Consider the following 15,547-nt stretch of genomic DNA (forward strand, 5'->3'; position numbering starts at 1 on the left):
TTACAGTAGAAATTATCGGCTATTTAGACGTCCTTGTGGTGAGATCGTCTCCTCTGAGTCTTTATTGGAACCATAAAAAAGGGAACGTATAGACGTTCCCTTTTTTGCGCTCGTATCTTTCCAGCTTGCGCTCTCTAGTGAGTCACTACATCACTAATCTGAGCAGACTTTGAGCCATCTCGTCCAGCAGATACCTTATCTTCCTCTTTGACAAAATCAGAGAACAGTACCTCGTCACGAATCGCTGTCTGGTCAAGTAAACGCTCAAATCCAGCACGCCCATCAGTTACCAAGGCCTCGTAGAGCACCTCGTCAACGTGCGCCACTGGAATAAACTCAAGTTGGTCACGAACAGTTGCTGGAATGTCTTCGATGTCGTTTTCATTCTCCTTCGGAAGACAGATCCTCGTAATTCCCCCTCGGTGTGCTGCCAGCGCTTTCTCCTTCAAACCACCGATTGGAAGCACGTTACCGCGAAGAGTAATCTCTCCAGTCATGGCCAGGTTCTTATCAATTGGAATCCCAGTTAGCGCCGAGACTAGTGATGTTGCCATCGTTATCCCAGCAGAGGGGCCATCTTTTGGAATAGCTCCCTCTGGGACGTGCACATGAATGTCCACTTTATCAAAAAAGTATCGTGGAAGGCCCAGCATCTCCGCCCTTGAACGAACATAACTGAGAGCAGCTTTCGCTGACTCCTGCATTACATCCCCAAGCTTCCCAGTAATCTGCAAACGCCCTCGACCTGGTAGAATTGCTGTTTCAATTACCAGCATCTCTCCACCCTTCTCAGTCCATGCCAAACCAGTGGACATTCCCACCTGATGTTCTGCTTCAGCATTTCCATACCGAAACTTTGGCTGACCCAGATACTGAGCAAGATTATCTGCCGTAAATATCACCTGATGGTCTGGCCCATGCTCAACAACCTCAACGGCCGCCTTTCGACAGAGGGTCGCTACCACACGCTCAAGGCTCCGCACTCCTGCTTCCCGAGTGTATCGTCTTGCAATTTGCACAGCAGCAGACGGCTGCAGATCAACATTCTCTTCGGACAATCCGTTCTCTTCAAGCTGCTTTGGAACAAGGTACTTGCGCATGATAGCAAGCTTCTCAAGCTCCGTGTAACCTGATAGACGTATAATTTCCATCCGATCCATCAACGGCCCAGGGATGGTGTGTAGCGTATTGGCGGTACACACAAACATCACCTTAGATAGGTCGTAATCACAATCAAGATAGTGATCATTGAAAGTACAGTTTTGCTCTGGGTCCAATACTTCCAACAGTGCTGAAGAGGGGTCTCCCCTGAAGTCTGTTGACATCTTGTCAATCTCATCTAAAAGAAAGATCGGATTGCTCTTTCCTGCTTTCTTCAGAGACTGGATAACTTTACCTGGCAATGCCCCAATATAGGTCCGACGATGGCCACGAATCTCTGCCTCATCTCGAACCCCACCAAGGGCTACCCGAACAAACTCTCGACCTGTTGCCTTACCAATCGACTTTCCAAGTGAGGTCTTCCCCACCCCAGGAGGGCCCACAAGACATAGGATAGGTCCACGTATCTTCCCTACCAGCTTCTGAACTGCCAGGTATTCCAAAATACGCTCCTTCACTTTCTCCAGCCCATAATGATCAGCCTCTAAGACGTCACGAGCCTTTTCAACATCTATCTCCGTCTCAGACATCTCATCCCATGGGAGAGAAATCATCCAATCCACATAATTGCGAACAACGGTAGCTTCGGCGGACATGGGAGACATCATCTTTAACTTGCGAATCTCCTTTTCTGTCTTCTCTCTTGCCTCTTCAGGCATTTCCTTTGCTCGAAGCTGATCTTCCAACTCCTGAATTTCATTCCTGAAGTCATCCTTATCACCAAGCTCCTTCTGAATAGCCCGCATTTGCTCATTCAGATAGTACTCTTTCTGGGTCTTCTCCATCTGCTTCTTGACCCGACTGCGGATCCGCTTTTCTACCTGCAGAATCTCAATCTCAGACTTCATGTGGGAGAGGATTTTCTCCAATCGTTTTTCTGGATCGATAATTTCGAGAATCTCCTGCTTGTCCTCAAGTTTGATGTTGAGCTGCACAACAATTGCATCGGCAAGACGCGAGGCATCTTCAATGGCGTTCACCTGCATAATCATCTCGGGATTTACTTTCTTCCCGAGCTTTACGTAACTTTCAAAAGTTGTATTCACCGAACGCATAAGCGCTTTAAGCTCTGTTGAGGCTGCCATATCAGGAGCAAGCTCTTCGACCTCAACCATCATGAATTCATCTTCTTGTGTGAAGTCAGTAATACGAGCTCGCTGTTTTCCCTCGACAAGCACCTTGATGGGGCCGTCCGCTAAGCGAATTAACTGAACAACTTCTCCCAACGTCCCGACTTCATAAATATCCTTCGAGCTCGGATTACTTGTCCTTGCATCTTTTTGTGCTGCGAGCATGATGAGCTTGTTCTCCTTTTGAGACTCTTCGATTGCCCGAACACTCTTCTCTCGTCCGACAAAGAGCGGGACAACCTGTTGTGGGAATACCACTAGCTCTCGCAATGCCAGTAATGGAACGTTGTGGGTCTTCTTTGACTCTTTCATGCTCATCTTTTCCATATGCGCTTCTTGAGATAGCCCAAGAAACTTTTCTTAATCTTCTCGTAAGAGACGCCCCTCCCCTCTATCTCTTACATCATCAGGAAGAAGCCTCTAGCTCTCTCCAAACACCAAACAGAGAGCCTCTCTCTATATGATGCAATCTCGTGGAGCGAGAACCGCCAAACTATTGGCTTTGCATGATTTTCTTCTCTTTTCTCAACAAAGCCTCCCCTGTTCGAACCTATCATTGACCAGATCGACAATTTTTAGGGACAGCCAGAGATGCCTTTGGTAAAAAAGAGCAACAATCTCACTATTTACCGATCATATTCCTGGTTGCAAAAGGGCGCAACACAGGTTTCGGGGAAGTTATCCACATCCTGTGGATAAGTCTAAAAAGGCGCACTCCTCATTTCGATATCGGAGGAGGCTGGGTTGTGACTCTAGGGAAAGGCACTTCAAATACCATAAAATCTCTCTTCAAGGGAGCAACGCCCCGCTTGGCGAAGTATACAGAGGGGTTTTGGATTGAAAAAATGACTAGGCTGACTTTTCTTGCTGATGGTAGACCACCAGAGGCTTTTCACCTTTAACGACCGTGTCCTCACTAATCACCACCTCTTTAATGTCAGGCTGAGATGGGATTTCAAACATCATGTCAAGCATCAGGTCCTCTAAGATAGCGCGAAGACCTCTCGCTCCAGATTTTCGTTCTAACGCTTTTCGGGCGATAGCGAGCAAGGCCTCATCTGTAATCTTCAGAGTTACATTCTCTAGCTCAAAAAGCTTTTTGTACTGCTTCGTAAGCGCATTCTTCGGCTCTTTCAGTATCTGTACCAGCGCTTCTTCGTCGAGATCCTCAAGAGTCGCAATCAGTGGAAGACGCCCAATAAATTCCGGAATCAATCCGAACTTCAACAGATCCTCCGGTTGTAGCTGTGAAAGGAGTCTCTCACGTTCTTCTTTCTTTGAAGCTGACTTTTTTTCTTCAGAAGCAACTCCAAACCCCAGCTTCTTCTCTCCAACCCGCTGGCGGACGATATCTTCTAGGCCAACGAATGCCCCACCACAAATGAAGAGAATATTAGAGGTGTCCACTTGTAAGAACTCTTGCTGGGGGTGCTTTCTTCCGCCTTTCGGTGGAACGCTCGCTACTGTCCCCTCCAACATTTTCAATAATGCCTGCTGAACTCCTTCACCTGAAACATCGCGAGTAATAGAGGGATTTTCAGCCTTCCGTGAAACCTTATCAATCTCATCGATATACACGATACCGCGCTGAGCCTGCTCAACATCATAATCTGAAGCCTGCAATAGATTGAGGATGATGTTCTCAACATCTTCTCCTACGTATCCCGCCTCGGTCAAACTTGTTGCATCCGTGATCGTAAAGGGCACCTTTAGTATGCGCGCGAGGGTCTGTGCAAGTAGTGTTTTCCCAGTTCCTGTTGGACCACACAGCAAAATATTCGATTTCTGAATCTCCACGTCAGAAGAGCCGCCTTTCGCATCGATTCGCTTGTAATGATTATGCACTGCAACACTAAGCACTTTCTTCGCGTACGCTTGACCAATTACGTACTGGTCTAAAAAATCCATTATCTCTTGCGGCTTGGGTACTTGCGATTGTCCCGAAAGGGTTTCTTCCTGCTCTACCTCATCAGCGATAATATCGTTACAGAGGTCAATACACTCATCACAAATATAGACACCAGGTCCTGCAATGAGCTTACGCACCTCCTCTTGCGTGCGGTTACAGAATGAACATACGAGAGTATTTCTTCCCTTATCACTTCCTTTCGCCAACTCTCATCTCCCTTTCAAAGATTCCTAATGCTCAGAGGCGACCTCAATTCCCCTCTTCCCTCAAGTCTACCATACCAGCTACGACTAAGTGAGCACCTATCAGAAATTCCAATACTCACCTTGTTCATGATTGCGAACAGGCCACCGATGGTCACAGAGCAAAGGACATCAATATCCGCCTTAACTATTTGAAATGAACTATTTATTCCTACTTTGCGTCCTCTCCACGGCGTTCATACACGTGGTCAATGACCCCGTACTCTTTCGCTTCCATTGAAGTCAGAAAGTAGTCCCGGTCACTATCCCGCTCAATCTCTTCCAGCGTCTTTCCAGTATGCCTTGCCAGAATCTGAAGAAGCTCTTTCTTCACTCTCGCAATCTCTCGGGCATGGATTGCGATATCAGACTCCTGCCCCTGGAATCCACCCATAGGCTGATGAATCATCACTCTTGAATGCGGTAGGGCAGAACGTTTTCCTTCAGCACCACCTGAAAGAAGCACAGCTCCCATGCTTGCCGCTTGCCCTACACAGACGGTCCCAACACTTGGCTTCACGTACTGCATCGTATCGTAAATCGCCATCCCTGCAGTTACAGAACCACCAGGACTGTTGATGTAAAGATAGATATCTTTCTCAGGGTCCTCGCTCTCCAGAAATAAGAGCTGAGCAATGATGACATTTGCCACTGCATCGTTTACCTCACTTCCCAGAAATACAATACGCTCCTTTAAGAGTCGCGAAAAAATATCGTAGGAACGCTCACCCCTTCCGGTCTGCTCTACTACGTAGGGAATATAATTCATTGCTTGCTCATTCATCTTCGTGCTCCCTCGTTTAGTCCTTAGACTTCTTTACTCTGGTAATAGATGCTCTATCACGCAATAGGTCTAATGCCTTCTTCTGCTTCTGTTCTCTCACAAAGTTTGCTTTTCTGCCATCTGAGAGTAACGCTTTCTCTACATCTGCTATCGGCATTCCATGTTCTTCAGATATTTCGGATAAAAGCGTGCTGAGCTCAGCATCACTAAAATCAATACTCTCCTGCTCTACAATTCGTTCTACTAAAATAGTAGTACGGGCACGCTCCTCAGCAATTTTCCCCAACTGCTCTCGGAAAGTATCAACAGGCATTCGATGTACATCAACCTTTTGTGGATCGACATATCCATTACGCACCAGCAACGAGCGAATCTCGCCGTCAATCATACTCTGGGGCACAGTAAAGGCGTTTTTCTCGAGGAGTTCTTTGAGGATTTGTGCATGAATCTCCGCTTGCTCTTGTTGCTCGCGTTGCTTCTCCATCTGCTCCCGAACCTTCAACCGGAGCTCAAGCACTGTCTGCGCACCCATACCCAAGGTTTTTACAAAGTCATCGGTCACCTCTGGCAAAAGCTGCTCTTGCAACTCATCAAGAGTCACGAGATATACCGCTTTCTTGCCTTGTAGCTGTTCATCTCTGTGATCATCTGGGAGCGTGGTTTCGATTGACTTCGTCTCTCCCACCTCAAGTCCAAGGAGACCTGACTCCAATTCCTCCGGCAAGCGTCCATCTCCCAGCCGAACAACAAGAGGCTCCTCCGCTGCGGGCTCCTCCCCCTCAAGACCAACACGAATCTTTCCCTTAATGACATCACCGCTTTCTACCACGGTGCGGTCAGTAATCGTTCGAAAGGTACTCTGAGATGCGCGCATTTCCTCTATGGCATTATCCACGTCACTATCAGTGACATCCCCCTCATCGAGCTCCACTTTAAATGCATCGTACTTCTCGATGTTCGGTTTCGGCGGAAAGAATACCTTCGCTACATACGAGAAGTCACCGCCATCCTGTCGCTCACCGAGCTCAAGCTCTGGCTCTCCGACAGTTTCGTTAATCTCCTCTTTGACGAGCGCTTGATACAGAGTCTCTGAAATTAGTCGTTGTGAGACCTCAAATCGAACTCGCTCTCCGTGCATTTTCTTTACCATGCCCAAGGGAGCCTTCCCCTTTCGAAATCCTTTCAGACTCACCTGCGGCTGCAACTTTACCACTTCGGCTTCAACTCGCTTTTCAAATTCGGCCTGGGGAACTGTTACTTCAATTTTTGTTGTTACCTCATCGATATCAGACCGCTCATGGGAGAAGTCGGTACTTACTTGATTCATTCGAATACCTTGTCGTGTTGTTCTCTTTCTATTGCTATTTTCCACTATCATCCGAACTGGTCGGAATCCCAATAGAATATCGCTAGAAGAGAAAAAACTCCAGTAAACATTCCTCTTTATACTCAATAACTTGCATTGCTTGGCGGAGAAGTGTATGTATCTCGGGTCGCTGCGCGGGAGTGGTGGAATTGGTAGACACGCTGGATTTAGGATCCAGTGCCGCGAGGTGTGAGGGTTCGACTCCCTCCTCCCGCATTTGCGCGACATTAATTCAGCCCGCAGTATTACTAATCAGCTCAGTATTACTAACCAGCTCAGTACTACTAACCAGCTCAGTACTACTAACCAGCTCACTACTTTCACAAATCAGCTCAGTGTTATTAGAGGCAAGCTATGTTATTCGAGGCAAGCTATGTACCTGACTGGGAGCCGGTTTCTCCTTCATTTGTATTCTCTCCCTGTATTTTCTCCGTTCATCCCATGTCTCTGTTCTCATTTCTTGCTCTCTTTATTTTTCCTTTCAGACATTCTTCTTTTGTAGAAACCCCGTAAAAAACACTATAATTCATCCGTCGCACCCTCGTGCGCGCAAAATAAAAAATGTACTACGCCCATGAAAAGAAATGTCTCTTCTAAAAGATGGCAGAAACAGAGAAGGAGCTCTGCGATTGGCTTCATAGCCACCCTTCTGCTTTTAACAAATTCTTGTACGCCTCTTACTCGAACACATGGCAGTTCAGGCGTTACGGTCGTTTCTCATCAGCCGACTTCAAACAATCGCGCCTTCAAGAGATCAATACGACAACTGAAAGACTATGCGCTCTTCATGAAGGAAGAGAAATCTAAGATTCATACCCCAGGCGGCTCAATCACCCTAAAACAGGCAAAAAAAGACCGAGCGCCACGCCTTTTTATTCAAGATAATGAGCAGAAAGTACGGAACGATTTCTCATTCGAGCCAATTTTAAACCACTTCTCGGCCCCTTATCTCAGTGGTTTACGCTTTAGCCCTCATGGGAAGTACGGCGCTGCCTTACTTGAAGCTCAAGCAGAACAACTCCTCGTTCTCTTTAATCCAATGACTTCGACATGGAGAAAACTCTTCGAGGGAAAGATTATTGATTTCGCGCTTCCCTCAGATCAGACAGTCGCTATTCTCAATAAGAAAGAAGACCTGCTTGCCCTGCATATTATCGGTAAACATCCAAACGTTGTGCCACTTCCACTCCCGTGTATTCATGCCAATCTAGAGGTGCTGCAAGAGGACGAGCTCTTGATGAGATGTTCCACTGGCGACAGCTTTCGATGGTGGAAGTATTCCACGCTTGAAAACGCTTTTGATGAAATACAGGGAGTGGGCGAGATTATTTCGGTTGCATCATCCGATAAAGCCTCATACATGATTTCACTTGCTGCCGACAGCTCGTACTCCATCTTTCGGACCAATGATCGAGGCATTGCTGGCAACCATAAACAGATATATGAGTTCGCGCCGGATGTATTTCCCGAAAAGCTTTATCGGGTACCAGGAGGATTTCTCGTACGCGCTCGGCAAGGGTTTTTTGTCCATTATCTTTTTTTCCCTTCCAATGGCCCTCAGAAGGAAACCCCTATCACTATTCGAAAACAATATTGCTCGCTCTTTCACGAGCCGTACATTGGAGCAGTCTCATCATTGTTCTTTCGATGTGAAACGCCTGTCGCTATAAATCATGCCGTTCGCTTTGATATTCAGTCACGGAGGATTAGCACTCAGCTTCAAACCTTGCCGGCTTTAGATTCCACCGCAGTCCCAAATCATGAATTCGCCATAGCAAATGATGGATTGAACATTCCCATTACGATTTTTAATACATCCACTCCTCGTGAAGAGAGTACACGTACTGCCCCACTCCTCGTTTTAACCTATGGTAGCTATGGAAAAGTTTTCCCCTCGCGGTTCCAACCCCTCCTTTCCCTTCTCTCGCAGCAAGGATTTATTATCGCGATACCGCATATTCGGGGAGGCGGCTTCAACGGGTCTACCTGGCATAAGGCAGCGCGTGCTCACAAAAAAGAACGTACTGTATCTGACCTCCGTGCTGCTATCGAGTACCTACGGCATCGATATCCTAAAAGAATAATGATCGGAATCGGCAAAAGCGCAGGGGCGTGGCCACTATTCGCATCACAGACTTTTTGTAGCAGTAAGCTAGAGGGACTTATCCTTGAAATGCCGCTCGTTGACCCACTTCGCCAAATCACATCAGAGGATCCATATTGGGCACAAGAAGAGAAAGAATGGGGGAATCCAAACCACAGACAGATCAAGGAACTCTATACAAAGTTTGATATCAAACACTTGAAAGATCCTCTTCCGGCTATCTACCTCAGAATAGGACAGGATGACGCATTGCTACCTGCCGAACCTCTGCTCCAGTGGACGTCTGATTTGATTGAGCGCTTTCCCAGATTACCACTCACGCTCGATATCGGCGAAAATACTGGGCATCTCGGAGCATTCAATCTCTACGAGGAGATAACTGCCCAAGCCCATCAGGCTGCATTCCTCCACGAACTCCACCAGCAGAAATTTTTCAATGGAAAACAGACCAAGTGCTTGGGATAGCCTGATAGCACCTACTGCCCTACGGAATGCTCAGCCGCAATCTCGTTTTAACCCTGTCTTTCCGGAAGCCATCGCTCTGGGACACCTGCTGCTACCGAATCCTCTAGGATTTCTAGTGAGATTGTTTTTGAAACAATCAATCCTTTAGCATCAATAAGGTACACTGACGGCAATTTAGAGGCCTGAAATGCAAGTGCTGCTTCGTCATCTGCACCGTTCCCTGAAAAAGCGAAGTCTACTCTTCCGCGAGGATGGACAGCTAAATATTCGCGAAGTGCCTTCTCATATTTCAGCGGATCAAGGCTTATAGCAACGAAGGCGGTATCTCTTGGTGCTTCAGTAGAGAGGGATACAAACTGCTTTAATGCTCGTCTTGATTTACTACACCACTTCGCCCAAAACAGGATGGCTATTCGTTTCCCTGCATACTCCTGCAGTCCGACATAACTACCATCAAGACGAGTAATTCGTGTTTGAGGAGACTCGATGTCGAGTGGAACGAACTTCGAAGACTGAGAACTACATCCTACCACCGAAGCAAGGCATACAATGCATAATGAAAACAACAATGATTTTCGACCCCGATTCCTCTTTCCTATTACTCGCTGCATTGTGCAGACTCCCCTTTTGTCGGCTCCCCCAGACTAAGCATCAGTGCTCTATCGCCTTATTTACAGTGTCAACACTGTCATAGTCTGATGGTCGAGGAAAGAGAGCAAAACCCTAGAGTTCATCAAATATATGTTGGGAGCCGTTATTCGGAAACTCTGGAAAGACAGCTTCATACTCGCCGATCACTGTCTGACTTTTCTCACCCAGATAACTATCACGAAGAATCTTCAAAGCACCTACATCACTACATCCCGCCAGTGAGCGGACACCTAATGCTCTTACAGAATCGTTTCTATGAGAGAGGAGTGCGAGTCTTCTTCCTAGTGACATTTCCTTTTCAAAATCATCGACAAATAACGATATCAGCAAAGCATCAGACACTCGAAGTAATGCGTCGAGCAAAGTTGTTGCATTCAGTTCATCACGAATTTTCTTGAATGCTGCCTTAACTTGCTCCTCACCCACAATATCCCGATTGCCTACCACTCCAACCAACTCTTTGTATTTGTCCCTCTCCTCCCATCGATGCTTTCGAATCCACGCAAGCAAAGTCGCAAGTGGCTCAGTGCTAATGCTCTTTCCGAAGAGCATTTCATACGCTTTCGTACTGATCAGTGGATTCTTTTCACTGGCAACAATGGCAAGCAGCGCCACTTCAGCCCGTCTATCAATCCAGCGTCCAATAACCGTCAGATCTTGGAGTTGAATTTTGCCGTAAACGCCTCGAAGTAACGATAACGATACATCTTGCTTGAGAATACTGTCATCACTCCTTAGAATTTTCAGAAATTTTCGTTGCGCTGGATTCTCTATCTGCTCACTCTGCAGCTGCTGGACGATTGTCTGAAATAGCGGGCTATGCTGATATGCCAACTGCTCCAAAACCCAAAATATTTCACTTTGCGACAGATTCGAAGAGTTGTATTGCACTTCATCATGAAACATCTTTCTTAACTGAGGATGCACGACAAGTAGTGCTAACGAAGAATGCTCTGGGAGATCTTGGAGGGCGAGGGAGTCTCGAACAAACTCAGCAAAGAGAGGTTGAAAACTTGGTAACTGCATCAAATCAAAACCTAAGGCTCCACTAAGGCGTAACCCGAGTAAGCTGTTCACTTTATACAGGCTACGAAGAGCTGTAAGCCGCGCTTCCTGTGGAAGCGACCGATCGAGAAGACTGAGAGACGATTTATAGAGGGTCCGTGGATAGTCAACAGCTAATACCGGCAACCAAAGACGCATACTTTCCAGAGTCAACAAAAGTCCCTGACGGGCGGCTCGATTAAAAAGCGTATCATGTGCAGCGTTCCTCAGATCACTCTCTCCTCCTTGCACAGCAATTTCAATTAGAACCTCAAGAGCCAAAAGATCATCAGAATTTGAGAGTAATTTGACCACTTTTATCTTTTGCTCTCGCGAAATATTCAACTCCAAGAAGCGTTTGACTACGACTGCTCTTGGTTCACCTTCTTTTAAATTCATCAAGTCTTCGAGATGTCGTTGAGCTTCCCAATCCGGAAAGCTCGCTGGCGTACGCCCACTATCACAGGAAGACAACATCCCGAAAAATAACAATCCGCATGAAAGAGGTAAGAATATGTGCACCAAATTCTTTGCACAGGGCACTACATTACCTGGAAACAAGGAAAGACATCCCGAGACCAGCCCTGCATCACGCTGATCCTGTCTTCCTGATACTCCTTGGAGGGTTTCAGGAGTCACTACCGATACTCCACTCATGAAATACTACGCGAGGACACTCTAGTGAAATCTCATCATCACAGAGCATAGGCACCGTGAATGCAAGTGAGTGAAGAAAATGAAAAACGGGGACACGCAGGAAACTTGGACACTGAATAGCAATCGGAAGAACTCCTCTCATTCTGGCCGTCTGTAAGATATTCTCTAAGGTCTCCCGCAGATTCCGGTAGTCAGAGCGACTCATTTGCAGACTTCCCCCTAGGAGTTGTCCACCAGCACTTAGAAAAAGAGACTCTACTCCTGGGGTTATTCTGATAATACGCATTGGAGCACGGCCTTTCTTCTGAAAGCCCATGAGTCTTTCGCGGTGACGATGGCGCAAGAAGACGACCAGTTCAACCATATTAAATTGTTCATCAACCTCACTTGCTGAATTTGCGGAGGAATAGAATGTAGAAACATCCTCTACCAACCGCTGCAAGTGAAGGATTGGTAAGCCCTCGCGGAGCAATTGATGAATAACACTTAACAATCTGCTGACAGAAATTCCGTAATCTTCCAAAGCCTCGGATACAAGCCCTGGCTGAGCATTCTCAAGATCTTTGAGCTCGGCATGCAGCCAGCGCATGGTTATCACTTCTTCAGGATTACGGCGACAAAATTCAAAAAGCTGTAGTGCCATGAATTCGAGAGGATTAAATGATCTGACTTCAAGCGCATCAACCATGCGTTGCACGCCTGGAGTATGGACACGGATCCAGGAACCGGCCCCACCGAACAATGGTGTCACTTCCTCCTTTAATACGACGAATCCAAGTGCTTTCGCATGAATAGGGTGTATTGCTACAAATTGTCCCTTTTCTGGTATCGCATGATGAATAAGAACCTGCTGTCCACGTCGCAACTCGTATTCGCCGCCCCGCAAGCTTTTATCGAGCTCTATTCGTGGAGCTGGCAGATGCGCACCAAAGTAAAAGTATGATTCTTGGGACATACTTTTCCATGCTTGTGTTGTCAGGCTATCAATACGTTGAGAGCCTACTGCTCCTATCTCTGATGAAACCGAGAGTACAAACGTATCATGTAAAGGAAGTTGTAGGACGCTCCCCTCTTCCCCGATAAGAGTACCGTCGACACTGGTACCTTCGCGACTCAAGCTCAAGTCTCGCATCTTCCGCATGGCGAACCACGAGACAAGCGAAAGCGTACCCACGATGACAAATGGCTGCCATGGCATTCCATCGATTGCCGACAAACCAAAAAGTAATACACTCACCACTATTAAGACGATTGGCTGCCTAAAGAGTTGATGCCGTAGCTCTGTCCCGATCGTACTTTCAGAACTTGTTCCAATGCGCGTCACGACGAGGCCTGCAGAAATGGCAATGAGGAATGCTGGAATCTGGCTTACGAGACCATCTCCTACTGTGAGCGTGGTATACACTGACACCGCATTCTCAAGCCCCATCCCATGATAGAGGCCAAGGGATAAGCCACCAACCACATTGGTAAAGATGATGACTACCCCGGCAATCGCATCGCCCTGAACAAATTTCATCGCTCCATCCATAGCGCCATAGAGCTGAGACTCTTTGCGAAGCTGCTCCCTTCTGCGTTCCGCCTCTTGAGGTGAAATAAGTCCTGCTCGAAGATCTGCATCGATCGACATCTGCTTTCCAGGAAGTGAATCGAGTGCAAATCGCGCCGCGACTTCAGAAATACGACTGGCGCCCTTTGCAATTACCATAAGATTGATAACGGTGATAATGGCAAATACCACGACTCCAACGAGCAGCTCTCCTCCGACAAGAAACGTCCCGAAAGATTCAATAACCTGCCCCGCATCGCCTTGACTTAAAATCAGTCGTGTTGAAGCTACATTCAACCCTAAACGAAAAAGTGTCGTTAGCAATAAAATAGTTGGAAATGCAAGAAGCTGGACTGCATTTGGCAGATACAAGACAACGAGGAGAAGAAAGAAAGCTGAGGCAAGATTAAGCGCAAGGAGAATATCAAGTACCGCCGTCGGCAAGGGTACCAACAATAGGCATGCTATCGCTGCAACAAAAAGCGATACAAACAATTCACTGATTCTTGGCCAACCCTTCGTCATTTCATTCCTATCGTAAACTTCTCTTCCCTCTAGAGAACCATATCCCTACCTGTCTTTTCCGTCTCCACCTCAACCAAAGCCATCTCGAATCTGTATGCCGAATCCAATCAATAAAATGGCTAAAAATCCGAGGAAAACAAGCGCTACAGGTCCAGTTGCAGCCAATTCAAGCTTCTTAATCTTCGCCTCGATTTGCATTGCTCTCTGATTCGCGACTGCATCAGCCAACTCATTTAACTGCCGAGTAATTTCTCCTCCGTGCTTTGCTACTTGCGCAAGTGCTAAAAAAGCATGTTTTAGCTCCGTCTGTCCCGTTCGGACTCCAATCTCCGTCAAAGCCTCTTCCAGTGATACTCCAGACTTCACTTGAAACTGCACCATTCGCAACAGTTCTGTTACGACATTATGACTATCACGTTCATCTGCCATCTGGACAACACGAGCTATGCATGGACCAACATCAAGTGAACTACTCACCCCAATAGCAATTTGTTCGATAACGAGTGGTAGATAAAAAATGATCTCTTCATATCTTGATTCAGTGCGACGCTCAAGAATACTCACAGGGATCTGAAGTCCAATTAAGACACCAAGCACTAAACTGACGAGTGGAAACATGCCTGTGCCATAAAGAAATCCGGCGATAGTACCGAGAATCGCACCTGCAAGAGGAGCAAAAAATCTGAGTCGATGAAAAGAGTTCTTCAATTTGACGTCAAGAATTCCTGCTCGAAAGAGTTTCTCCTCCACCGTCAGCGCTTGTTTCTTTGAAGCCGCCTGCTTTGTTTGCTCCTTGATAAGCTCAAAATCTGACTGGGTAAGACGTTGCGAGATCTGCGAATCTTCTCCATCACGCGCCATCAGAGTCCGAAACGCATCTTTCTTTCGTGCTCCGAAAGTCATGTACAGAACCATCCCGAGCGCACTAAAAGCGAGCATCCCAATCAGTATTCCTGTAACGAGCAATGTATCCATTCTTCTCTCAATTCTTCCTAAACTTTCATCTTCGTTACCTGAGATATCCAAAAGATCCCCAGCCCGATCAGTATTCCACCTACCTGCCACACCAACCATCCAAACGGGTCGTTCATTGCCCCCATTATTGATTCTGGATAGATAAAGTAGAGATAGACCTGAAGTGCGCCCAAGATAGCGATAATAAACCAGATTGATCCACGCTGCATTCCAACAGCAGCCTGAGCAGAGAGACGAAAATATTGGCGCTTTCGAACCTGCTTCGCGAGACGGTCGAGAGTATTTGAAAGTGCTCCCCCCCCTACCCGTTGCGCGAGAAGAAGCGCTTGGACGAATAGCTCAATCTCAGGATGAAAAATATCTTCGCCAAATGCTCCTATAGATTTCTCTTCAGGCACACCATACCTAACCCGAAGCATCATCGTTTCAACTTCTTTTCTTACAAGAGATCCACGATCCAGACCCTTTGCTGCCGACTCTAGCGCTTGAAGAGGGTTCATCCCCGTTTTCAACAGCCCCACAAGGGAAAGAAGCATTTGTGGGTAATCGGCATCAAAGGCTTTAAAGCGTCGAGAGACACCTAAATTCAGCGCCCAACGCATCACCAATGGACCAGTCAACAAAGAAAAGAACTGTATGAGTAAATGAAAATATTGACTGACTATTCCCAAGGCAATCAGACTTAGAAACAGTTCAGCACCTCTAAAGAGTAGAGGAGACAGATTCCACTGAGCATACTTCAGTTTTTTTTCAAGGGTGAGTACCGAACTCGAGCGCTTTTTTTGAGGAGCTTTATAGGCATACTCTAGTGCTCCTTCTCCCTGACGACGACTGTCAGCCCGCTTTGATGCTTGACTCCCCAAATTCCGCATTTGCGATGAAATAACAGCTGAACGGCTTCGCGATACAAAAAAAACAAGCAGGACTCCCATGAGGGCCACACTGAGCCCAATCAGAAGTACGATAAGGATAGATTGATTCATAT

General features: G+C 46.8%; 10 protein-coding genes and 1 tRNA gene. 2 read left to right on the plus strand and 9 right to left on the minus strand.

All coding sequences use genetic code 11. The features are described from left to right. Positions 1-134: 134 nt before the first annotated feature. The 4 genes from EBR25_02690 to tig all read right to left on the minus strand — a co-directional run bounded on the left by EBR25_02690 (position 135) and on the right by tig (position 6,604). Positions 135-2,618: an endopeptidase La gene (locus tag EBR25_02690; GenBank protein ID NBW39890.1), complete on the minus strand. Its 2,484-nt coding sequence runs from the start codon at positions 2,616-2,618 to the stop codon at positions 135-137. Between the two features lie 522 nt (positions 2,619-3,140). Further along, positions 3,141-4,406, minus strand: a complete 1,266-nt coding sequence (clpX, locus tag EBR25_02695; GenBank protein NBW39891.1) for an ATP-dependent Clp protease ATP-binding subunit ClpX — start codon at positions 4,404-4,406, stop codon at positions 3,141-3,143. Between the two features lie 208 nt (positions 4,407-4,614). Then, a complete protein-coding gene (gene clpP, locus EBR25_02700; GenBank protein NBW39892.1) occupies positions 4,615-5,226 on the minus strand; it encodes an ATP-dependent Clp endopeptidase proteolytic subunit ClpP in 612 nt (203 codons plus the stop codon). A 16-nt stretch (positions 5,227-5,242) separates the two neighbouring features. Continuing rightward, the gene (gene tig, locus EBR25_02705; protein ID NBW39893.1) at positions 5,243-6,604 is read right to left on the minus strand and encodes a trigger factor; all 1,362 of its coding nucleotides are present in this window, start codon (positions 6,602-6,604) and stop codon (positions 5,243-5,245) included. A 122-nt stretch (positions 6,605-6,726) separates the two neighbouring features. Here tig and EBR25_02710 point away from each other — a divergent pair. Beyond that, positions 6,727-6,808: transfer RNA gene (locus EBR25_02710), tRNA-Leu, on the plus strand. A 358-nt stretch (positions 6,809-7,166) separates the two neighbouring features. Beyond that, positions 7,167-9,161: a hypothetical protein gene (locus tag EBR25_02715; protein ID NBW39894.1), complete on the plus strand. Its 1,995-nt coding sequence runs from the start codon at positions 7,167-7,169 to the stop codon at positions 9,159-9,161. Between the two features lie 47 nt (positions 9,162-9,208). On the opposite strand, the gene EBR25_02720 is transcribed toward EBR25_02715, so the two are convergent. The 5 genes from EBR25_02720 to EBR25_02740 all read right to left on the minus strand — a co-directional run bounded on the left by EBR25_02720 (position 9,209) and on the right by EBR25_02740 (position 15,545). Next, complete coding sequence (locus tag EBR25_02720) at positions 9,209-9,772, minus strand: TlpA family protein disulfide reductase (protein NBW39895.1); 564 nt, start codon at positions 9,770-9,772, stop codon at positions 9,209-9,211. Between the two features lie 112 nt (positions 9,773-9,884). Further along, entirely contained in the window at positions 9,885-11,513 is a 1,629-nt protein-coding gene (locus EBR25_02725; GenBank protein ID NBW39896.1) for a hypothetical protein, read from the minus strand. Beyond that, a complete protein-coding gene (locus EBR25_02730; protein NBW39897.1) occupies positions 11,485-13,587 on the minus strand; it encodes a hypothetical protein in 2,103 nt (700 codons plus the stop codon). Before EBR25_02730 ends, EBR25_02725 begins: the two co-directional genes overlap by 29 nt. Before the next feature lie 69 nt (positions 13,588-13,656). Further along, the gene (locus EBR25_02735; GenBank protein NBW39898.1) at positions 13,657-14,661 is read right to left on the minus strand and encodes a hypothetical protein; all 1,005 of its coding nucleotides are present in this window, start codon (positions 14,659-14,661) and stop codon (positions 13,657-13,659) included. Further along, complete coding sequence (locus EBR25_02740) at positions 14,580-15,545, minus strand: hypothetical protein (protein NBW39899.1); 966 nt, start codon at positions 15,543-15,545, stop codon at positions 14,580-14,582. The genes EBR25_02735 and EBR25_02740 overlap by 82 nt, the downstream gene beginning before the upstream one ends. Positions 15,546-15,547: the final 2 nt, after the last annotated feature.

This window comes from bacterium (assembly GCA_009926305.1).
Classification (GTDB): Bacteria; Bdellovibrionota_C; UBA2361; order UBA2361; family RFPC01; genus RFPC01.

Coding starts and splice junctions, on each gene's coding strand:
- EBR25_02730 (NBW39897.1), bottom strand. CDS start 13,587: ATGACGAAGGGTTGGCCAAGAATCAGTGAATTGTTTGTATCGCTTTTT.
- tig (NBW39893.1), bottom strand. CDS start 6,604: ATGATAGTGGAAAATAGCAATAGAAAGAGAACAACACGACAAGGTATT.
- EBR25_02725 (NBW39896.1), bottom strand. CDS start 11,513: ATGAGTGGAGTATCGGTAGTGACTCCTGAAACCCTCCAAGGAGTATCA.
- EBR25_02715 (NBW39894.1), top strand. CDS start 7,167: ATGAAAAGAAATGTCTCTTCTAAAAGATGGCAGAAACAGAGAAGGAGC.
- EBR25_02740 (NBW39899.1), bottom strand. CDS start 15,545: ATGAATCAATCTATCCTTATCGTACTTCTGATTGGGCTCAGTGTGGCC.
- EBR25_02735 (NBW39898.1), bottom strand. CDS start 14,661: ATGGTTGGTGTGGCAGGTAGGTGGAATACTGATCGGGCTGGGGATCTT.
- EBR25_02720 (NBW39895.1), bottom strand. CDS start 9,772: ATGCAGCGAGTAATAGGAAAGAGGAATCGGGGTCGAAAATCATTGTTG.
- clpP (NBW39892.1), bottom strand. CDS start 5,226: ATGAATGAGCAAGCAATGAATTATATTCCCTACGTAGTAGAGCAGACC.
- EBR25_02690 (NBW39890.1), bottom strand. CDS start 2,618: ATGGAAAAGATGAGCATGAAAGAGTCAAAGAAGACCCACAACGTTCCA.